This is a genomic window from Streptomyces sp. NPDC102490 (assembly GCF_044765285.1).
In the GTDB taxonomy this organism is placed as follows: Bacteria; Actinomycetota; Actinomycetes; order Streptomycetales; family Streptomycetaceae; genus Streptomyces.
This window is the reverse complement of the sequence record NZ_JBIWJU010000014.1, coordinates 59766-80819: the sequence shown is the minus strand read 5'-3', so window position 1 is coordinate 80819 and position 21054 is coordinate 59766. Positions and strand designations below refer to the sequence as shown.

Annotated in this window: 15 protein-coding genes and 1 pseudogene; 11 read left to right on the top strand and 5 right to left on the bottom strand. The window is 72.5% G+C overall.

Annotated elements, in window-relative coordinates:
• Window positions 1–53: 53 nt before the first annotated feature.
• From ACIRGB_RS29600 to ACIRGB_RS29570, 7 genes are all read left to right on the top strand, one after another.
• On the top strand, window positions 54–1301 hold the full coding sequence (locus ACIRGB_RS29600; RefSeq protein ID WP_403871553.1) for a spermidine/putrescine ABC transporter substrate-binding protein: 1248 nt from the start codon (window positions 54–56) through the stop codon (window positions 1299–1301).
• A 5-nt stretch (window positions 1302–1306) separates the two neighbouring features.
• Complete coding sequence (locus ACIRGB_RS29595) at window positions 1307–2482, top strand: ABC transporter ATP-binding protein (RefSeq protein ID WP_403871551.1); 1176 nt, start codon at window positions 1307–1309, stop codon at window positions 2480–2482.
• Window positions 2482–3411: an ABC transporter permease gene (locus tag ACIRGB_RS29590; protein WP_403871549.1), complete on the top strand. Its 930-nt coding sequence runs from the start codon at window positions 2482–2484 to the stop codon at window positions 3409–3411. Before ACIRGB_RS29595 ends, ACIRGB_RS29590 begins: the two co-directional genes overlap by 1 nt.
• Window positions 3412–4224, top strand: coding sequence for an ABC transporter permease (locus ACIRGB_RS29585; RefSeq protein ID WP_403871547.1), 813 nt, complete (start codon window positions 3412–3414; stop codon window positions 4222–4224).
• Between the two features lie 34 nt (window positions 4225–4258).
• The gene (locus tag ACIRGB_RS29580; protein ID WP_403871545.1) at window positions 4259–5686 is read left to right on the top strand and encodes an NAD(P)/FAD-dependent oxidoreductase; all 1428 of its coding nucleotides are present in this window, start codon (window positions 4259–4261) and stop codon (window positions 5684–5686) included.
• A gap of 120 nt (window positions 5687–5806) precedes the next feature.
• Window positions 5807–6265: a hypothetical protein gene (locus tag ACIRGB_RS29575; RefSeq protein ID WP_403871544.1), complete on the top strand. Its 459-nt coding sequence runs from the start codon at window positions 5807–5809 to the stop codon at window positions 6263–6265.
• A 127-nt stretch (window positions 6266–6392) separates the two neighbouring features.
• Entirely contained in the window at window positions 6393–8210 is a 1818-nt protein-coding gene (locus tag ACIRGB_RS29570; RefSeq protein ID WP_403871542.1) for a chitinase, read from the top strand.
• On the opposite strand, the gene ACIRGB_RS29565 is transcribed toward ACIRGB_RS29570, so the two are convergent.
• On the bottom strand, window positions 8149–8838 hold the full coding sequence (locus ACIRGB_RS29565; protein ID WP_403871540.1) for a phosphatase PAP2 family protein: 690 nt from the start codon (window positions 8836–8838) through the stop codon (window positions 8149–8151). The two genes, ACIRGB_RS29570 and ACIRGB_RS29565, sit on opposite strands and share 62 nt — an antisense overlap.
• Before the next feature lie 44 nt (window positions 8839–8882).
• Here ACIRGB_RS29565 and ACIRGB_RS29560 point away from each other — a divergent pair, with 44 nt between their 5' ends.
• On the top strand, window positions 8883–9701 hold the full coding sequence (locus ACIRGB_RS29560) for a hypothetical protein (RefSeq protein WP_403871538.1): 819 nt from the start codon (window positions 8883–8885) through the stop codon (window positions 9699–9701).
• A gap of 81 nt (window positions 9702–9782) precedes the next feature.
• Here ACIRGB_RS29560 and ACIRGB_RS29555 read toward each other — a convergent pair.
• Together ACIRGB_RS29555 and gabT are read right to left on the bottom strand one after the other, a co-directional pair.
• Window positions 9783–9954: pseudogene (locus tag ACIRGB_RS29555) on the bottom strand (phosphoesterase); the annotation flags it as partial.
• A gap of 145 nt (window positions 9955–10099) precedes the next feature.
• Window positions 10100–11434: a 4-aminobutyrate--2-oxoglutarate transaminase gene (gene gabT, locus ACIRGB_RS29550; protein ID WP_403871536.1), complete on the bottom strand. Its 1335-nt coding sequence runs from the start codon at window positions 11432–11434 to the stop codon at window positions 10100–10102.
• A 267-nt stretch (window positions 11435–11701) separates the two neighbouring features.
• Between gabT and ACIRGB_RS29545 the strand changes: the two genes are divergently transcribed.
• From ACIRGB_RS29545 to ACIRGB_RS29535, 3 genes are all read left to right on the top strand, one after another.
• Window positions 11702–14125, top strand: coding sequence for an ATP/GTP-binding protein (locus ACIRGB_RS29545; RefSeq protein WP_403871534.1), 2424 nt, complete (start codon window positions 11702–11704; stop codon window positions 14123–14125).
• Window positions 14126–14276: 151 nt separating this feature from the next.
• The gene (locus ACIRGB_RS29540; RefSeq protein WP_403871532.1) at window positions 14277–15935 is read left to right on the top strand and encodes a PucR family transcriptional regulator; all 1659 of its coding nucleotides are present in this window, start codon (window positions 14277–14279) and stop codon (window positions 15933–15935) included.
• 146 nt (window positions 15936–16081) lie between these two features.
• On the top strand, window positions 16082–17527 hold the full coding sequence (locus ACIRGB_RS29535; protein WP_403871530.1) for an aldehyde dehydrogenase family protein: 1446 nt from the start codon (window positions 16082–16084) through the stop codon (window positions 17525–17527).
• A 9-nt stretch (window positions 17528–17536) separates the two neighbouring features.
• Here ACIRGB_RS29535 and ACIRGB_RS29530 read toward each other — a convergent pair whose 3' ends face one another.
• Together ACIRGB_RS29530 and ACIRGB_RS29525 are read right to left on the bottom strand one after the other, a co-directional pair.
• Window positions 17537–17950 (bottom strand): cytidine deaminase family protein, encoded by a 414-nt coding sequence (locus ACIRGB_RS29530; RefSeq protein WP_403871528.1) that lies wholly within the window; start codon window positions 17948–17950, stop codon window positions 17537–17539.
• Between the two features lie 70 nt (window positions 17951–18020).
• Window positions 18021–20861: a glycoside hydrolase family 3 C-terminal domain-containing protein gene (locus ACIRGB_RS29525; protein ID WP_403871526.1), complete on the bottom strand. Its 2841-nt coding sequence runs from the start codon at window positions 20859–20861 to the stop codon at window positions 18021–18023.
• Between the last annotated feature and the right edge of the window lie 193 nt (window positions 20862–21054).

Here is a 21054-nt window from a genome sequence, read left to right as displayed (position 1 = left end):
ATCACGCCAGGCCGCCGACCACGGCCGACCCACCCGAAAGGGCAACCACGCGCATGGAGCAGTACGAGCCAGACCGCCTGTCCCCGGCCCAAGCGGCCGCCATGCGGCGCAGTCTCAGGAGCGGCAGGGCGGCCCTCACCCGCCGTTCGCTGCTGCGCGCCTCCACGGGCGGCGCGCTCGCCGTCGGCGGCCTCGGCCTGCTGAGCGGCTGCGGCATCCCGGCGGCCGGCAAGAGCGAGGGCGGTGTCTCCGCCGAGGACCACTCCACGAAGGAGAAGCAGGTCCGCTTCTCCAACTGGACCGAGTACATGGACGTGGACGAGAGCGGCCGCCGGCACCCCACGCTGGAGGCGTTCACCCGGCGCACCGGCGTCAAGGTCACCTACACCGAGGACATCAACGACAACAGCGAGTTCTTCGGCAAGATCCAGCCGCAGCTCGCCGCGGGCCAGGAGACCGGCCGCGACATCATCGTCCTCACCGACTGGCTGGCCGCCCGCCTGATCCGGCTGGGCTGGGTCCAGAAACTGGACCCGGCCAACCTGCCGCACGCCTTCGCCAACCTGTCGCCCCAGTTCCGCAGCCCCGACTGGGACCCCGGCCGGGCCTACTCCTACCCGTGGCAGGGCATCTCCGCCGTCATCGCCTACAACAAGAAGGCCCTGGACGGCATCGAGGTGACGTCGGTCTCCGACCTGCTCGACAACCCGAAGCTCAAGGGCCGGGTCGGCTTCCTCACCGAGATGCGCGACACCATGGGCATGACGCTGCTCGACATGGGCAAGGACCCGGCCCGCTTCACCGACGACGACTACGACGCCGCGATCGCCCGGCTCCAGAAGGGCGTCGACCGCGGCCAGATACGCCGCTTCACCGGCAACGACTACACCTCCGACCTCAGCAAGGGCGACTTCGCGGCCTGTCTCGCCTGGGCCGGCGACGTGGTCCAGCTCAAGGCGGACAACCCGGAGATCGACTTCGTCATCCCGGACAGCGGCTACGTCACGTCGAGCGACAACATGCTGATCCCCAACAAGGCACGGCACAAGACGAACGCCGAACGGCTCATCGACTACTACTACGAGCCGGGACCGGCCGCGGAACTCGCCGCCTACATCAACTTCGTCTGCCCGGTCGACGGCGTCAAGGACGACCTGGCGAAGATCGACGAGGACGCGGCGAACAACCCGCTGATCATTCCCGACCAGGCCATGCAGGCCAAGTCGCACTCCTTCCGCTCCCTGAGTTCGAAGGAAGAGACGGCATACGAAGAGAAGTTCGCGAAGCTCACCGGGGCGTGACGACGATGACGACGCATACGACGAAGAACCAGACAGCCGCGACGGACGGCGGCGGCGACGTCCGCCTCGCCGGCATCACCAAGACCTACGGCTCCTTCACCGCCGTGCACCCGCTCGACCTGACCGTGCCCCAGGGCTCCTTCTTCGCCCTGCTCGGCGCCTCCGGCTGCGGCAAGACCACCACCCTGCGCATGATCGCCGGACTGGAGGAGCCGAGCGGCGGCACCGTCCACCTCGGCGACCAGGACGTGACCGCGCTGCCGCCCTACAAACGGCCGGTCAACACGGTCTTCCAGTCCTACGCCCTCTTCCCGCACCTCGACATCTACGAGAACGTCGCCTTCGGGCTGCGCCGGCGCGGCATCAAGAGCGTGAAGAAGCAGGTCGGGGAGATGCTCGACCTGGTGCAGCTCGGCGAGCAGGCGCGCAAGAAGCCGCACCAGCTCTCCGGCGGCCAGCAGCAGCGCGTCGCGGTCGCCCGCGCCCTGATCAACCACCCCAAGGTGCTGCTCCTGGACGAACCCCTCGGCGCCCTCGACCTCAAGCTGCGCCGCCAGATGCAGCTGGAGCTCAAGCGCATCCAGACCGAGGTCGGCATCACCTTCGTGCACGTCACCCACGACCAGGAGGAGGCCATGACCATGGCCGACCAGGTCGCCGTGATGAACGCGGGCCGCGTCGAACAACTGGGCGCCCCCGCCGACCTGTACGAGAACCCGCGGACCACCTTCGTCGCCAACTTCCTGGGCACCTCCAATCTCATCGAGGCCGAGGTCGACACCCGCAGCGGCGACGACGTCGTCGTGAAGGCGGCCGGAGACAAGCTGGTGCTGCCCGGCGCCCGGTGTTCCGCGCCGGCGAAGACGGGCGACAAGATCCTGGTCGGGGTCCGCCCCGAGAAGATCAGCCTCACCCACGCCGACGACGCGGGCTCCGTCCCCGAGGGCCGCAACCGCATCACCGGCAGGATCGGCAGCACCAGTTTCATCGGCGTCTCCACCCAGTACGTCGTGGACTGCGCCGCCTGCCCCGAGTTCGAGGTCTACGCCCAGAACATCGACCGCGACGCCCGCCTCGCGCCCGGCGCCGAGGTCGTCCTGCACTGGAACCCGGCGCACACCTTCGGCCTCGACGCGGCCCAGGACATCGACGCCGGTGTGGCCGAGGGCGAGGCCGCCTGATGTCCACCCTCACCGAGGCGCCACCGCCGCTCACCCCGGCCGCGCCCGAGCAGAAGCCGCCGCGCAAGAGGGGCCGCTGGACGCCGTACTGGCTGCTGCTGCCCGGCATCCTCTGGCTGGTCGTCTTCTTCGCGGCGCCGATGGTCTACCAGGCCTCCACCTCCGTGCAGACGGGTTCGCTGGAGGAGGGCTACAAGGTCACCTGGCACTTCGTGACCTACTGGGAGGCGGTGTCCGAGTACTGGCCGCAGTTCCTGCGCTCGGTCGCCTACGCCGCCTCCGCGACCGTGCTGTGCCTGCTGCTCGGCTACCCGCTCGCGTACCTCATCGCCTTCCGCGCGGGACGCTGGCGGAACCTGATCATGATCCTGGTGATCGCGCCGTTCTTCACCAGCTTCCTGATCCGCACCCTGGCCTGGAAGACGATCCTCGCGGACGGCGGGCCGGTGGTCGGCGCCCTGAACACGCTGCACGTCCTGGACGTGACCGGCTGGCTGGGCTGGACCTCCGGCGACCGCGTGCTGGCCACCCCGCTCGCGGTGGTCTGCGGTCTGACGTACAACTTCCTGCCCTTCATGATCCTGCCGCTCTACACCTCCCTGGAGCGCATCGACGGCCGGCTGCACGAGGCGGCCGGGGACCTGTACGCGAAGCCCTCCACGGTCTTCCGCAAGGTCACCTTCCCGCTGTCGATGCCGGGCGTCGTCTCCGGCACCCTGCTGACCTTCATCCCGGCCACCGGCGACTACGTCAACGCCTCCCTGCTGGGCTCGGCCGACACCGGAATGATCGGCAACGTCATCCAGTCCCAGTTCCTCAGGGTGCTGGACTATCCGACGGCGGCCGCGCTCTCGTTCGTCCTCATGGCCGCGATTCTCGCCATGGTCACCTTCTACATCCGCAGGTCCGGGACGGAGGATCTGGTTTAAATGGCCTTCTTCACCTCCTCCAAGAACTGGCTCAAGCGTCATCTCGTCGTGATCGCCGGACTGCTGACACTCGCCTATCTGCTGCTGCCCAATGTCGTCGTCACGGTGTTCTCGTTCAACAAACCGAACGGGCGCTTCAATTACGAGTGGCAGCAGTTCTCCACGGACGCCTGGAAAGATCCGTGCGGTGTCGCCGGGCTGTGCGGTTCCCTCTCGCTCAGCCTCCAGATCGCCCTCTGGGCGACGCTGGGCGCCACCGCGCTCGGCACCGCGATCGCCTTCGCGCTGGTCCGCTACCGCTTCCGCGCGCGCGGCGCGATCAACTCGCTGATCTTCCTGCCGATGGCGATGCCCGAGGTCGTGATGGCCGCCTCGCTGCTCACCCTCTTCCTCAACATGGGTGCTCAGCTGGGCTTCTGGACGATCCTGATCGCCCACATCATGTTCTGCCTCAGCTTCGTCGTGACGGCCGTCAAGGCGCGCGTGATGTCGATGGACCCGAGGCTGGAGCAGGCGGCGCAGGACCTGTACGCCGGTCCCTTCCAGACCTTCGTCCGGGTCACGCTGCCGATCGCCGCCCCCGGCATCGCGGCCGGCGCGCTGCTCGCCTTCGCGCTGTCCTTCGACGATTTCATCATCACCAATTTCAACGCGGGCTCGACCGTCACCTTCCCGATGTTCGTCTGGGGATCGGCCCAGCGCGGAACACCCGTGCAGATCAATGTCATCGGTACGGCCATGTTCGTCGTCGCCGTACTGTTCGTCCTGGTCTCCATGGTCATCGGCAATCGCCGCAATCGCCGCAAGGCATAACGCACATCAGCTGTCTTCGTAGGGAGTTGAAATCATGGCCCCTAGCGCCATGAGCCGCAGCAACGACTGGACGAAATCCCTCTCCGACGCCCAGCCGGTCCCGTACTGGCTGGACGACCCCGGCCGCCCCCGTCCCGAGGCCGCCCTCACCGGCGCCGAGACCTGCGACCTGCTGGTCGTCGGCGGCGGCTACAGCGGACTGTGGACCGCGCTGATCGCCAAGGAGCGCGATCCGGGGCGGGACGTGGTGCTGCTGGAGGGCCGCGAGGTGGGCTGGGCCGCCTCCGGCCGCAACGGCGGCTTCTGCGCCGCCTCCCTCACCCACGGGCTGTCCAACGGCCTCACCCGATGGCCGGACGAGATCCACCGGCTGGAGCGGCTGGGTGCCCGCAACCTCGACGCCATCGAGGAGGCGGTCGCCCGCCACGGCCTCGACTGCGACTTCGAACGCACCGGCGAGATCGACGTCGCCACCGAGCCCTACCAGGCCCGCGAACTCGAGCAGTGGTACGAGGAGCTGCGCGCCAAGGGCCTCGCCGGGGGCATCGAGTACCTGGACAGCGAGGCCGTACGGGAGCAGGTCGACTCCCCGACCTTCCGGGCCGGCCTGTGGGACCGGCGCGGCGTGGCGATGGTCAACCCCGCCAAGCTGGTCTGGGGCCTCAAGCGCGCCTGCCTCGCCCTCGGGGTGCGCGTCTACGAGCACACCCCGGCGCTCACCCTCAAGCCGTACGGCGCCGGCATGGCCGTACGCACCCCGTACGGCGGGGTCCGCGCCCGCACGGTCGCGCTCGGCACCAACGTCTTCCCGAACCTGGTCCGCCGGGCCCGCTCGTACACCGTCCCGGTCTACGACTACGCCCTGATGACCGAGCCGCTCACCGACGCGCAGCTCGCCTCCGTCGGCTGGCAGAACCGGCAGGGCCTCGGGGACAGCGCCAACCAGTTCCACTACTTCCGCCTCTCCGCCGACCAGCGGATCCTGTGGGGCGGCTACGACGCCGTCTACCCGTACGGCGGCCGGGTGCGCGCCGAGTACGACGACCGCCCCGAGACCTACGCCAAGCTCGCGGGGCACTTCTTCACCTGCTTCCCGCAGCTGGAGGGCGTCCGCTTCACCCACGCCTGGGGCGGCGCCATCGACACCTGCTCGCGCTTCTCGGCGTTCTTCGGCACCGCGCACCAGGGCAAGGTGGCGTACGCGGCCGGGTACACCGGCCTCGGTGTGGGCGCCACCCGGTTCGGCGCCGAGGTGATGCTCGACCTGCTGGCGGGGGAGCGCACCGAGCGCACCGAGCTGGAGATGGTGCGCAGGAAGCCGCTGCCGTTCCCGCCCGAGCCCTTCGCCTGGACCGGCATCGCGCTCACCAAGTGGTCGCTGGCCCGCGCGGACGCGCAGGGCGGCCGGCGCAACCTGTGGCTGCGGACGATGGACAGGCTGGGACTGGGCTTCGACAGCTAGCGCCGCCCGCATGTGACCCGGTTCACCCCAACGAGGCACGACAACCCGCGTAATGCCGCCGGGAGACCTCCCTCTCCCTCGTGACGCACCCCGCGTCGACGAGTGAAAGGGAGGTCTCACATGCCTGGTGCGAAGACGGCGGTCGCGTGGCTGGCATCCGTCGCACCGGATCCCGAGTCCTGCCGCCGGGACTGGGAGCGCGACCCTTCGGGCGTCGCGCTGCTGCCCGCGGGCAAGGCCTGGGACGTGCTCATCCTGCCGAGCAGGCTCGGCTATCCCACCCTGGACGTGCTCTCCCGCGTCCTGGACCAGCCGGGGCCGGTGCTCGCCGACTTCGGCGACGCGCGCACGGGCTTCTTCGTGCCGGCCGGCACGGCGTCCCGGTGGGTCGGCACCGGCATCCGGACCGCCGGGCTCGGCACCTGGATCGTGGTGCCGTACCCCGGCGGGCTGTCGTCCGGAGGCACCCGCTGGCTGATCCCGCCGGACGGGACCGGCACCCTCACCGACCCCTCGCTCCTGGAGCTGGCGATGCACGAGGCGGCGGCGGCCCTCGCGGTGGAGGGGGGCGAGGGGTAACGGGCGGTGCGGTGTGCAAGGGGTTGACAACAGAATTGGTCTGGACCAAGTTGGGCGCGCTCCACCCTCCCCATCTCCCCCATGTCCGGAGGCACTTGTGGAACGCGCACGTGTGGAACACGTAGCCGTGGAACGCGGCAGACCGCTCGCCCGTCGCCCCCTCGTCACCCTGTTCACGGCCGCGGCCCTCGCCGCGTCCGGCCTGACCGCGCTCACGTCGGCCGCCCGTGCGGCCGACGCGGACCTCGCCCGCAACGGCGGCTTCGAGTCCGCGCTCGACGGCTGGACCTGTACCGCGGGCACGACCGTGACCTCGCCCGTCCACGGCGGCACGAAGGCCCTGAAGGCCACCCCGGCCGGAGCCGACAACGCCCGCTGCGCCCAGACGGTGTCCGTCAGGCCGGACTCCTCGTACACGCTCTCCGGCTACGTCCAGGGCACCTACGTCTACCTCGGCGCGAGCGGCACCGGCACCACCGACGTCTCCACCTGGGCCCAGTCGGCCCCCGGCTGGCAGCAGCTGACGACCAGCTTCCGCACCGGCCCGTCGACCACCAAGGTCACGATCTACACCCACGGCTGGTACGGCACCGGCGCCTACCACGCCGACGACATCTCCCTCACCGGCCCGGGCGGCGAGACGGGCCAGCCGCCGGCGGCACCCGGCGGCCTGAAGACCGGCTCGGTGACCGCCTCCAGCGTCGCCCTGTCCTGGTCACCGGTCCCGGGCGCGACGGGCTACGCCGTCTACCGCGACGGCACCAAGGCTGGCACGGTCACCGGCACCTCCACGACCGTCTCCGGCCTCAGCCCCTCGACGGCGTACTCCTTCCAGGTCACCGCGGTCAACGACGCGGGCGAGTCGGCGCGTTCGGCCACGGTCACGGCGACCACCGCCCGGCGCCCGGACGACGGCGGCGGCTCCTCCGACCTCCCGGCCCACGCCCTGGTCGGCTACCTCCACGCGAGCTTCGCCAACGGCTCCGGCTACACCCGCATGGCCGACGTGCCCGACAGCTGGGACGTCATCGACCTGGCCTTCGGCGAGCCCACCTCGGTCACCTCCGGGGACATCCGCTTCGAGCGCTGTCCGGTCACCGAGTGCCCGAACGTGGAGAGCGACGCCGAGTTCAAGGCCGCCATCAAGGCCAAGCAGGCGGCCGGCAAGAAGGTGCTGATCTCCATCGGCGGCCAGAACGGCCAGGTGCAGCTCACCACCGCCGCCGCCCGCGACACATTCGTCTCCTCCGTCTCCGCGATCATCGACGAGTACGGCCTGGACGGCCTCGACATCGACTTCGAGGGCCACTCGCTCTCCCTGAACGCCGACGACACCGACTTCAAGAACCCCAAGACCCCCGTCGTCGTCAACCTCATCTCGGCCGTGAAGACCCTCAAGGCCAAGTACGGCGAGGACTTCGTGCTGACCATGGCCCCGGAGACCTTCTTCGTCCAGCTCGGCTACCAGTACTACGGCACCGGCAAGTGGGGCGGCCAGGACCCCCGGGCCGGGGCCTACCTGCCGGTGATCCACGCCCTGTGCGACGACCTGACCCTGCTGCACGTCCAGGACTACAACTCGGGCCCGATCATGGGCCTCGACAACCAGTACCACTCCATGGGCGGCGCCGACTTCCACATCGCGATGACCGACATGCTGCTCACCGGCTTCCCGGTCGCGGGCGACGCCGGCAACGTCTTCCCGCCGCTGCGCCCGGACCAGGTCGCGATCGGCATGCCCGCCTCCACCAACGCGGGCAACGGCCACGTCTCCCCGGCCGAGGTCACCAAGACGCTGAACTGCCTGACCAGGAAGACCGACTGCGGCTCGTACGCCACCCACGGCACCTGGCCCGCCCTGCGCGGCCTGATGACCTGGTCGATCAACTGGGACCGCTACGCGAACTGGGAGTTCCAGAAGAACTTCGACGCGTACTTCGGCTGACGCCCGGCGGGGTCCGGCGGACCACCGGCCGGACCCCGGCCAGCAGCACCACCCCCAGGCACCAGCTGGCCACCACGTCCAGCGGCCAGTGGTAGCCCCGCCGCACCAGCCCGTAGGAGGTGCCGAGGACCAGTACGGCACACAGCACGACCAGCGCCCGGCGCACGGCGGGTGAGCGCAGGAGCGGGACCAACAGCAGCGTCGCCGCGCCGTACGCGACGACCGCGGTGGCGGTGTGGCCCGAGGGGTAGTAGCCGGTCGCCGGGGGCACCGCCGGGGTGCCGGGCCGGTCGGTCCACTCCTTCAGCGGGACGACCAGCGCCGGCACCAGCACCATCGCCAGGGCCGCCGCGAGGGGCCCCAGCCACCAGTGGTCCGCACCCGTGGCGCGCCTGTGCCAGGCCGCGTACGCCAGCGCCACGACGAGGACGGGCACGGCGACCTGCACGTTGCCGAGGTCGGCCAGCAGTTCGGAGAGCCGGTCCGGGTGGACGAGCGCCCCGCTCAGCCGCTCGTCCACCCCGACCAACGGGCCGTCGGCGACGACCTGCCAGGTGATCAGCGCGAAGAGCAGCACGGGAAGCCCGAGGAGGGCGGACAGGGCGCGGGGCGGGACGGAGACCGGCATGACGCCCAGCTTCGCAGGCCCGCCGTCGCGTAGTCTCACCGCCCGTGACCAGCATACGAACGGCACGGGACAGCCGGTGGGCAGAGACCTTCGCCCGGCTGAAGGCCATGACCGGGGAGGGCCGGTACGAGGAGGTCGAGGCCGAGGCACGGGCCCTGGCCGCGCTCGGGCGGCGGCCCTGGCGCAGGCGTCCGCCGCACTGGGAGGCGCGGGTACTGGCTACCGGAACGGCCGTCCTGCACGGCCGGGTGGCCGAGGCGCTGGACGAGCTGGACACGCTGATCGCGGAACTGGAGCCGGTCGGCCTCAACGCGCAGATGCTGCGGCTGATCGCGCGCGGCAACCGCGTGGCCGCCCTGTCCGGCCTGCGGCGGTACGCGGAGGCGGAGACCGAGGCGAAGGGCATCCTGCGGGAGCTGACCCGGATCGCCCACCGCGCCCCGGTGGCGGCGCTGGAGGTGAGCACCCTGGGGCACCTGGCCGCCGTGCTGTGCGGGCTGGCCCGCCACGAGGAGGCGGAGGCCGTCGCCCGCGGCAACCTGCCCCGGGCGGACGGACCCGCCGTCGCCGTCCTGCACGCGACGCTGGCGCGCAGCCTGAACGGACAGGGCCGCCACGAGGAGGCGCTGGCCGAGGTCCGCCGGAGCCTGCCGCGGCCGCCCCGCTACGCCGCCGGGTACCTGGACCTGGTCACCGCCGAGGCCCTGCACGGGCTGGGATGCCGCGCCGAGGCGGAGACCGCCGTACGGTGTGCGCTGACCGACTGCGAACGGCGGCTGCACCCGGCCCACCCGCGTACCGGCGAGGCGCGCGCCCTGCTCGCCCGCATCACCGGGGAGGAAGCGGAGGAACCGGGGGAGTGACACACCGAAGGGCCGGCACAAGGGGGGGAGTGTGCCGGCCCTTCGGTGAACCACCGTCCCGAGTGCCGAGACGGTCGTCCTGACCGGAACGTCGCGCGCCCCGGGGGGTCTGGGGCGGGCGACCGTCCGATCGGTGAGGAAGCCGGAACCCGTGGGCTCCGGTGGTGTGCGCGAGGCACGACCAGGTCGAAGCTGGGGAGGCCTCGTCCTGATGAACCGCCCACAGTCCCCTGTGGGCGGGTGTATCTCTCATCTGCGTAGAACCTACGGCAGGGGGTGCGCTCAGGACAGGGTCATCGGCGTCCTGACATCCACCCCGCACACCTTCTTCACACGCTCTGCCGGTCGCCCCGCCAGGCGTGCGAAGGGCAGCTCAGATGCGCGTTCGACGCGCGTACTCAGACGCGGGCGAAGGCCTGCTCGATGATGTCGAGGCCCTCGTTCAGCAGGTCCTCCCCGATGACCAGCGGGGGCAGGAAACGCAGCACGTTGCCGTAGGTGCCACAGGTCAGGACCAGCAGGCCCTCCTGGTGGCAGGCCTTGGCGAGCGCGGCGGTCGCCTCCGGGTTCGGCTCCTTGGTGTCGCGGTCCTTGACCAGCTCGATCGCGATCATCGCGCCGCGGCCCCGGACGTCGCCGATGATGTCGAACTTCTCGGCCATGGCGGACAGGCGGGACTTCATGACCGCCTCGATGTCCTTCGCCCGGGTGTTGAGGTCCAGCTCCTTCATCGTCTCGATGGCGCCGAGCGCGCCCGCGCACGCCACCGGGTTGCCGCCGTAGGTGCCGCCGAGGCCGCCGGAGTGCGCGGCGTCCATGATCTCGGCGCGGCCGGTGACGGCGGACAGCGGCAGACCGCCCGCGATGCCCTTGGCCGTGGTGATCAGGTCCGGGACGATGCCCTCGTCCTCGCAGGCGAACCACTGACCGGTGCGGCAGAAGCCGGACTGGATCTCGTCCGCGACGAAGACGATGCCGTTGTCCCGGGCGAACCGGCTGATCGCGGGCAGGAAGCCCTTGGCCGGCTCGATGAAGCCGCCCTCGCCGAGCACCGGCTCGATGATGATCGCGGCCACGTTCTCGGCGCCGACCTGCTTGGTGATCTGGTCGATCGCCTGGGCGGCGGCCTCCGGACCGGCGTTCTGCGCACCGGTCGGCCAGCGGTAGCCGTAGGCGACCGGCACGCGGTACACCTCGGGCGCGAACGGACCGAAGCCGTGCTTGTACGGCATGTTCTTCGCGGTCAGCGCCATGGTCAGGTTGGTCCGGCCGTGGTAGCCGTGGTCGAAGACCACCACGGCCTGCCGCTTGGTGTACGCACGCGCGATCTTGACGGCGTTCTCCACGGCCTCGGCGCCGCTGTTGAACAGGGCCGACTTCTTGGCGTGGTCGCCCGGCGTCAGCTCGGCCAGCGCCTCGGCGACGGCGACGTAGCCCTCGTACGGCGTGACCATGAAACAGGTGTGGGTGAAGTCGGCGAGCTGCGCGGACGCCTTGCGGACGACGGCCTCGGCGGAGGCGCCGACCGAGGTCACCGCGATGCCGGAACCGAAGTCGATCAGACGGTTGCCGTCGACGTCCTCGATCACACCGCCGCCGGCGCGCGCGACGAACACGGGCAGCGTGGAGCCCACACCCTGCGCGACCACGGCCGTACGCCGGGCCTGCAACTCCTGCGACTTCGGGCCGGGAATGGCGGTGACGACGCGGCGCTCCTGCGGAAGTGCGGTCATGAGGGCTCCTGGGGTCTTGCGCGATCTGCGGGATCTTGTGAACGCTTGCCTTCTTTTCTCGCAGGCTAGGACCGGCACGGTGGGGTGGGCATGCTCCATGTGGGCGTTGTCCGCCCGGCCGGTTGTCCGACATGGACAGGTGCCGGGAACGGCGACATCGGGACACGTCGACGCGGGCCCGGCCGCGTAAGCGGTGAACTCCCCTTGGGAGGGCGTTAGATTGGCTCGCTGATGGTGGACGGAGCGGCTGGTCAGGGGGCAAGGGCGATGGACGGCGACGGGACCCGGGACGCGCGGGGCACGCATGCGAATCCGGTACCGCGCCCGGCGGGACCTCCGGAGGTACCCGCGGTGCCTCCCCGGCCGGTGGGCGCGCCGGGTGTGCCGGGCGTGCCCGCCGTGCCCGAGCACGCTCCCCGGCCCGCGTCCGCCGTCGCCGCCTGGCTCGACACCGAGAGGCCGGCCGCCCGTACCGGGATCTGGCGGTTCGGTTACCGGCCCCCCAAGGAGACTCCGCAGCGGGTCGCCCCCGTGACGGTCGTCGGCATGCTGGTTCCGCTCGGCCTGGCGATGCTGGTCTGGTCGCTGTGGCGGCGCGGTGTCACCTCCTACCAGTACGCCCTCCTGCGCCTGTTCACGCCGGACGACTGGTGGTGGGGCGGCACGCTCGCCTCGCCCAAGGTGTTCGAGGGGCGGAACGTACCCTCTCCGGGGGCCGAAGCCCTGGTGATCTACGAGGGTCTCGCCTTCGCCGCGCTCGTTCTCCTCGTGGCCGTGCTCGGCAGCTGGCGCGCCGTCGTCAGCCACTACGTGGCCCGCAGGCCCCAGCCCGCGCGCGCCCTGATCGCGGCACTTCTGGCCCTCCTGGTCCTGAGCTTCGTCTTCCCCGACGCCTTCCCGGTGGTCGGATGGTCCCCGGTGCCCGTCGTCGATCCGCTGCTCTCCTTCACCGTGCTCGTCTCGGACGGCTACGACCTGATGGCGTCCCGCCTCTACACGGACACGCTGTACGCGGTCGTCACCCTGCTCGTGCTGTGGCCGTTCGCCCGCCTCGGAGGCTGGCTGCCGTACGCGCGGACCCTGCTCGCCGCCCGCCGGGCCGTCCCCACCGTCGCCGCCCCGCAGGCCCGGCCCCGCTCGCAGTGGCCCGCGCTGCGGGACGCCGGCCAGTACGAGGCCGCCGACCTGCTCACCGGTGAGGTCGTTCGCGGCAGCATGAACGACGTCGACTGCACGCGCGTCGAGCACGCCTTCGCCGCCGCTCGGCGCGGCGCCACACTGGACGCGTTCCGCGACACCGTGCTGCGCCAGGGCGGCGCCGCCTGGTCCCACCCGTCCGGTGCCCGGGACCTGCGGCGCCGCACCGCCCGCCACGACCTGCTGACCGGGCAGGTGCGCATCGGCCGCTGGTCGGCCGCCGAGCAGACCCCGCTGCCCTACCGGGACGCCGGGGCGGCCCTCGACCCGGAGGTGCTCGGCACCTCGCTGCTGGCCGTGGGCCCTCCCGGGTCCGGCAAGACCCGCTCCCTCGTCCAGCCGGTGACCGAGGCGCTCGCGCTGCGCGCGCTCACCGGGGGCTGCGCGGTGGTGGTGGTGTCCGCCCCCGGGGCCCCGGTGTGCGACGACGAGACCTTCGACGTGATCATCCGCATCGGTGACCCGTCCTCGGCGCACGACCTGGACCTGTACGCCGAGTCCGGCGACCCGGACGACGCGGCCGCGATCCTCGCCGAAGCCCTGGTGGGCGACCTCGACACGGTCGGAGCACAGGGCGCCGTCACCACACTGGCCCAGTTGCTGGGCCCGTTCCGGGCGGTGCACGGCCGATTCCCCTCCCTGCCGGAACTGCACGCGCTGCTGGAGGGGGAGGAGACGGCGCTGTCCCGGCTCGGGGAAGCGCTCGCGGCGAGCGGGAACGACGTCATGCGCCGCGAACTCGACGCGCGCCTGCGGCAGACCGGCGCGCCGGGTGACGCGGGCCGGGCCCTGGCGGACCGGCTGGCGTTGCTGAACCGCCCGGTGTTCGCCGACTTCTTCGGCGGCCGCGGAACGGCCCGGCCGTTCTCCCTGCGGGCGATCGCCCACCATCCGCTGCGGGTCCGGATCGACGTCCCCGAGCGCGGACACGACGAGGCCGCCCGGCTGATCACCCGGCTGGTCCTCGCGCAGTTCCACGCCGTCGTCAGGGAAGGCCGCCGGGAGCACTTCGTCTGCCTGGTCCTGGACGACGCGACGGGCGCGGTCACGCCGCAGTCCGTGCGCCGCATCCAGGGACTGCGCTCGCAGAACGCGGGGGTGCTGCTCGCCCTGCGCACCGTCGGCGACGTACCGGAGGCGCTGCACGGCCCGCTGTACGGAGCCGTCGGCTGCCGCATGGCCTTCTGCGGCGTCTCCACCTGGGACGGCAGCCGGTTCGCGCAGTCCTGGGGCACCGAGTGGGTGGAGACGACCGAGGTCGCCAAGCACACGGTCTTCGCCGACCAGCCGATGACCCGCTTCTTCCACGCCGTCCGGAAGCTGGTGACGGGCAAGGCGGTGACCACGGACGCCGTGACCGTCCGCCAGGTCGAGCGGGAACGCTGGTCGGCCTCCGAGCTGGCGCACGCCGTACCGGCCGGGCACGCGGTGCTGTCGCTGACCAGCGTCAAGGGGGAGCACGCGCCGCCCCTGCTGGTGGACCTGCGCGGGTGAGCCGTACGGTCTCCGGGTGGGCCCCGGGACCGTACAGTGAGGCAGAATCGACACAGGTCGTTCATACGCGGCGGCCAAAAGATCACACGGACTCCACACCGACCCCGCAGTCAGCCTCACCCCCCGACGCAGACCCGAAGGCCCAGGCCCCATGCCCCCCACGCTCGCCTCGCTCGTCCACCACTCGGCGCTGAAGCTGACCGTGCGCGCCGGCGAGGACCGCCTCGACGTACCGGTGCGCTGGGCCCACGTCAGCGAACTCGCCGACCCCGTGCCCTACATGGAGGGCGGCGAACTGCTGCTGATGACCGCCCTCAAGCTGGACGCCGAGGACCCCGAGGCGATGCGCCGGTACGTGAAACGGCTGGCGGACGCCGGAGTGGTGGGCCTCGGCTTCGCCGTCGGGGTCAACTACGACCACGTCCCCGAGGCCCTGGTGGACGCGGCCCGGCACGAAGGGCTGCCGCTCCTGGAGGTGCCGCGCCGCACCCCCTTCCTCGCCATCAGCAAGGCCGTCTCCGCCGCGATCGCCGCCGACCAGTACCGCGCGGTCACCGCGGGCTTCGCCGCCCAGCGGGAGCTGACCCGGCGGACCCTGACCGACGGCCCGGAGGGCCTGCTGGCCGCGCTCGCCGCCCAGGTCGACGGCTGGGCCGCGCTGTACGACGCCTCCGGCGCCGTCGTCGCCGCCGCGCCGGAGTGGGCGGGCCGCAGGGCGGCGCGGCTCACGGCGGACGTGCAGCGCCTGCGCGAGCGCCCGGCCCCGGCCTCGTCGGTGGTCGGCGGAGCCGGGAACCCCGAGCACCCCGAGAACGCCGACCGGGTCGAACTGCACTCCCTGGGCACCTCTCGCAGGCCCCGCTCCGCGCTCGCCGTCGGCACGGCCGCCGCCCTCGGCACCGCCGAGCGGTACGCCGTCCACTCCGCCATCGCCCTGCTGACCCTCACCACGGAACGCTCCCGCTCCCTGCACGAGGCCGGGCTCCGCATCGACGCGGCCGTGCTGCGCATGCTGCTGGCCGGCGAACCCGACCACGCGCGCACGGTCGCCGGGGACCTGTACGGTGGGCTGCTGGACGCGCCGTTCCGGATGATCGTCGCCGAGTCGTCGGCGGCCAGGGCCAGGGCGTCCACCGCCGCACCGTCCACCGGTGACCCGGGCGGCGACACCGGCGGCGACCCGCCCGGCGCCCTCGGCGCGCTCGCCGAGGCGGCGGAATCCGCGGCGGCCCGCTCCGGCGAGGCGGTGCTGGTCGTCCCCGAGGGCGAACGCCTGGTGGTGCTGGCCACCGACGGCGGCGCGGCCGTCGCCGCCGTCGTCGAGCACGCGTCGGCGCTGGAGGCCGCCCGCCCGGTGTCCGAGTCCCGCGCGGGCGGCGACGAGGACGGCCTGGTCGTCGGCCTCTCGGCCCCGTCCGGGCCCATCGCCGCGTCCGCCGCCTACCAGCAGGCCCGGCAGGCCCTGTCGGTGGCCCGCCGACGTGGCCGCGTCTGCGTGGAGCACGAGCACGTGGCGGCCGGCTCCGTCCTGCCGCTCCTCGCCGACGACGCGGTGCGCGCCTTCGCCGACGGCCTCCTGCGGGCCCTGCGCGACCACGACGCCACCGGCCGGGGAGACCTCGTCGCCTCCGTGCGCGCCTGGCTCTCCCGCCACGGCCAGTGGGACGCGGCCGCCGCCGACCTCGGCGTCCACCGCCACACCCTGCGCTACCGGATGCGCCGGGTGGAGGAGATCCTCGGCCGCTCCCTGGACGACCCGGACGTCCGCATGGAGCTGTGGCTGGCCCTGAAGGCGACGGCACCCGAATAACGCCCCCCCACCTGGCCGCCACGTCGAAGAACCCACCCTCACCACGACACCCCGGACAAACACGCGCCACCCCGCCCCGCCCTACCGTGGACCCGCACCCGCAATCACCACCACCACCCCCAACGCGGAAGGGCCGGGACTCGACAATGACTTCCACCCACGCCTTCTGGCTCGCCGGCCGCCAGGCCACCGGCGAGACCGACTTCGACGTCACCTCCCCCTGGGACGGCACCACCGTCGGCACCGTGAGCCTCCCCACCGACGCCCAGGTCGAAGAGGCCGTGGCCGCCGCGTACGCCGTACGGGACGAGTTCGCCGCGACCCCCGCCCACGTCCGCGCCGCCGCCCTCGACCACGTCAGCCGCCGCCTGGCCGAGCGCACCGAGGAGATCGCCCGCCTGATCTCCGCCGAGAACGGCAAGCCGGTCAAGTGGGCCCGCGGCGAGGTCGGCCGCGCCGTCTCCGTGTTCCGCTTCGCCGCCGAGGAGGCCCGCCGCTTCAACGGCGGCGAGGCCCAGCGCCTGGACACCGACGCCGGCGGCCAGGGCCGCCTCGCCCTCACCCGCCGCTTCCCCAAGGGCGTCGTCCTCGGCATCGCGCCCTTCAACTTCCCCCTCAACCTGTGCGCCCACAAGATCGCCCCCGCGATCGCCGCCGGCGCGCCCATCATCCTCAAGCCGGCCCCCGCCACCCCGCTCTCCGGCCTGATCCTCGGCGACCTGCTCGCCGAGACCGAACTGCCGGCCGGCTCCTGGAGCATCCTCCCGGTCCCGAACGACAAGATGCCCGCCCTCGTCCAGGACGAGCGCCTCCCGGTCATCTCCTTCACCGGCTCCGAGACCGTCGGCTACGCCATCATGGACTCGGTGCCCCGCAAGCACTGCACGCTGGAGCTGGGCGGCAACGGCGCGGCCGTCGTCCTCGCCGACTGGGCGAGCGACGAGGACCTGGACCGGGCCGCGGCGCGCATCGCCACCTTCTCCAACTACCAGGGCGGCCAGTCCTGCATCTCCGTGCAGCGCGTGATCGCCGACGCCGCCGTCTACGACCGCCTGCTGCCGCGCATCGTCGCCGCCGTCGAGGCCCAGGTCACCGGCGACCCGAACGACGACGCGACGGACGTCGGCCCGCTGGTCAGCGAGGCCGCCGCCGAGCGCGTGGCGGCGTGGGTCGAGGAGGCCGTCACCGCCGGCGCGAAGCTCCTCACCGGCGGCAAGCGCGACGGCGCCTCCTACGCCCCGACCGTCCTCGCCGACCTCCCCGCCGACACCACCCTCGCCCGCGAGGAGGTCTTCGGCCCGGTCCTCAGCGTCCAGAAGGTGACCGGCGAGGCCGAGGCGTTCGCCGCCGTCAACGACTCCAAGTACGGCCTCCAGGCAGGCGTGTTCACCCACGACCTCCAGGCCGCGTTCCGCGCCCACCGCGCCCTGGAGGTCGGCGGCGTGGTCATCGGCGACGTCCCCTCCTACCGCGCCGACCAGATGCCGTACGGCGGCGCCAAGCAGTCCGGCATCGGCCGCGAGGGCGTGAAGTTCGCGATGGACGACTACACCTACGAGCGGGTGCTGGTCCTCACCGGACTCGCGCTCTGACGCCTGGCCTCACCCGGCGTCGAGCTGGTGGTCCGCCCAGACGTACGTCTCGGGCAGCAGGTCGGCGACGGGGACCTCGCGCACGCGGTCCCCGTCCCCGACGATCACCCTGAGCCCGGGGAAGTAGTCGAGCAGGACCTGGCGGCACCGGCCGCACGGCGGGACGACCCCGCGCCCGCGGTCGCCGACGGCGACGATCGTCTCCAGCTCGTACACGCCCTGGGCCGCCGCCGCACCGACGACGACCAGCTCGGCGCAGGGGCCGCCGGTGAAGTGGTAGGCGTTGACCCCCGTGACGATCCGCCCGTCCCGGCCGCGCGCCGCGGCGGCCATGGTGTGGTTGTCCCCCCGGCAACGGCTGCGGGCCACACGCGCCGCGGCCTCGACGAGTTCGTGGTCGACGGGGTCCGTCCGCTCGGTCATCGATGCTCGCCTCCGTGGGTGCCCCGGCCTCCTGGCCGGGGAGGCAAGGTAGCTCCCGCAGCGCAGGACCTCAACCGGAGAAGCCGACGTGTGCGAGTCGCAGGGTGCCGTGCAGGCTGATGCGGAGGTCGTGGACGTCCTTCGCGGTGAAGGTGCTCTCCAGGTCCACGTAGTCGTACGGCCCCGCAGTCGGCGGGTCCGGTGACAGGGTCGTCACCGCCGGGCCGCCGTCCAGGGCGATGCCGACCGAGCCGGCGCCCGCGACCGACACGGTCACCCGGGTCACGCCGGTGCCGAAGTCGCAGGCGCGGTAGAGCAGTTCGCCCGTCCGTCCGGTGACCGCCGTCACCGCGTCGCCCGCGGTCTTCGTCCGGTCGACGATCTCCGTGCCGCTCTGCTCGTCGAAGTCGGCCGCCTCCAGACCGCGTGCGCCGACCGGGCGCGGTGCGGCGGGTTCGCCGTCGAGGGTGACGGTCGTCGACAGGCGCACGTCCTCGCTGGAGGCGCCCACCAGCAGGGCGTACGGGCCCGGCTCCAGCCGCCACCGGCCGTGCGCGACGTCCCAGAACGCGAGGGCGGACCGCGGGACCTCGAAGGAGACCCGGTCCGACGCCCCCGGCGCGAGGGTGAGCCGGCGGTGGGCCAGCAGCTCGCGGCGCGGACGCGGGACCGAGGGGGCCTCGGCGCGGACGTAGAGCTGGGCCACCTCGTCGGCGGACACCTCCCCGGTGTTGGTGACCGTGAAGGACACGGACACCGACCCGGCCCCGTCCCGCACCCGCGCCGTCAGGTCCCCGTACGAGAAGGACGCGTAGGACAGGCCGTGGCCGAACGGGAACAGCGGCGTCCCCTCGAAGTACAGGTAGGTCTGGCGGCCGCCGATCACGTCGTAGTCGAGCAGGCCGGGCAGGTCCGAGTCGTCGGCGTACCAGGTCTGCGGGAGGCGCCCGGCGGGGGAGACGTCGCCCGCGAGGACCCGGGCCAGCGCGGTGCCGGCCGCCTGGCCGCCGTGCGCGGTCCACAGCACCGCCGGCAGGGTCCGCGCGTCGACCGCGTACGGGTAGGCGGAGACCAGCGCCAGCACCGTGCGCGGGTTCGCGGCGCGGGCCGCACGCAGCAGCCGTTCCTGGTGGGCGGGCAACCGCAGCGTCGTACGGTCCTCGGCCTCGCGGCCGTTGAGGTGCGGGTCGTTGCCCGCGACCACGACGACCACGTCCGCGCCCGCCGCCGCCCGCGTCACCGCGTCCTCGCCGCGCCCGGCGACGACGAGTTCGAAGACGCCGGCGTCCGCGTCGTCCGCGGCAACCTTCACACCGTCGGCGGCGACCTGGACGGGGCGACCCGTTCCCGTGTGCCTCAGGAGGTGACCGCTCGCATGGGCTTCCAGCCGGAACGTCTCCTGCACGACCCAGCCGCCGGGCTGGTCGGCGGAGGCGCGCACGAAGCCGTCCCCGGCGACGGACAGGTACCGGCCGTCGGGCGCGCGCAGGGTGAGCAGGCCCTCGCCCCAGTCGACGAGCGCCAGTTCGGTGCCCACCGCGTCGGTGGTCAGGGGCGGCAGGTCGGTGCGGCCGGCCAGCAGGGCCGGGTCCAGGGCGCCCTCCGTGCCGAGCGCCTCGGCGGGGGAGTCGTCCGACGGCAGGACGTGCAGGAAGGTGCCGTCGGCGGTGCGCAGCCGGACGCGGTCCACGCCCTCCGCGAAGCTCACGCGCTCGGCGCCGAACCGCTCGTACAGGCCCTCCAGCGGGGTGGAGCGGTGGAGGAGCGTGCCGCTGTACCAGTCGAGCTTGCACTCGTCGGCGAGCAGTCCGACGACGGCGACGCGGGTGTCGGGGGCCAGCGGCAGGACGCCGTCGTTCTTGAGCAGGACCACCGCCTGCTCGGCCGCCTCCCGCGCGAGCGCCCGGTGTTCCGGCGTGTCGAAGTCGTCGACCCCCGCGTACGGGTCGTGCTCCGGGTCGAACTCGCCGAGCCGGAAGCGGACCGACAGCTGACGGCGTACGGCCCTGTCCACGTCCGCCTCCGTCAGCAGGCCCTGGTCCAGGGCGCCCCTCAGACGCGCGACGATCCGCGAGGAGTCGGTGCCGTGGTCCGTGAAGCTGTCCACCCCGGCCCGCAGCGCGGCGGCGGTCGCCTCCTCGTGGGTGTCGAAGTAGTGCTCCGAGTCGACCAGGTTGGAGGGCGCGCCCGCGTCCGAGCAGACCAGCAGCTCGTCCCGCGTCCAGGTGCGCAGGTGCCCGGCGAGGTACGGGGAGAGGTGGTTGGGGCGGCCGTTGACCAGGTTGTAGGCCGGCATCACCCCGGCCACCGCGCCCGCCTCGACCGTCGCGCGGAAGGCCCGCAGGTCGTACTCGTTGAGGACGCGCGGGCGCACGGAGGACGAGGAGGTGTCCCGGTCGGTCTCGTTGTTGTGGGCGAGCCAGTGCTTGAGGACGGGCGCGGTGCGCCAGTACGCCGGGTGGTCGCCGCGCAGGCCCCGGGTGTAGGCGGTGGCGATGGCCGAGGTGAGCCTCGGGTCCTCGGAGTAGCCCTCCTCGTTGCGGCCCCACAGCGGGTGGCGCAGCAGGTTCACGGTCGGGGACCAGACGTTGAGGCCGACGCGTTCGTCGCGGGCGCGCATCGCCCGGGCCTCCCGGGAGACCGCCTCTCCGACCCGCCGCACCAGCTCCTCGTTCCAGGTGGCGCCGAGGCCCACGGCCTGCGGGAACACCGTCGCCGGGCCCATCCAGGCCACGCCGTGCAGGGCTTCCTGGCCGGTGCGGAAGGCGGCGATGCCGAGCCGTTCGACCGCGGGCGCGAACTGGTGCAGGAAGGCGGTCTTCTCGTCGAGGGTGAGCCGCGACAGCAGGTCGTCGACGCGCTTCGCGAACGGCAGCCCCGGATCACGGAACGGCGGCGTGGGTGCGGTCACGTGGAGGTCCCCTTGCGATGGTGCGGGTAGGACGTCGAAGCGCTTCGATGCTCTGTGCAGCCCCGGGTGGGTGTCAAGACACTGCGCTGGATCGCGGCTCTGCCCGCGCCGCATTGCAACGTGGGAAGGAGGTGTTCGGCCAAGTCCGTTGCCGGCGGCGCCGGACAGGAATCTTGGGGACGACTCTTGTGCC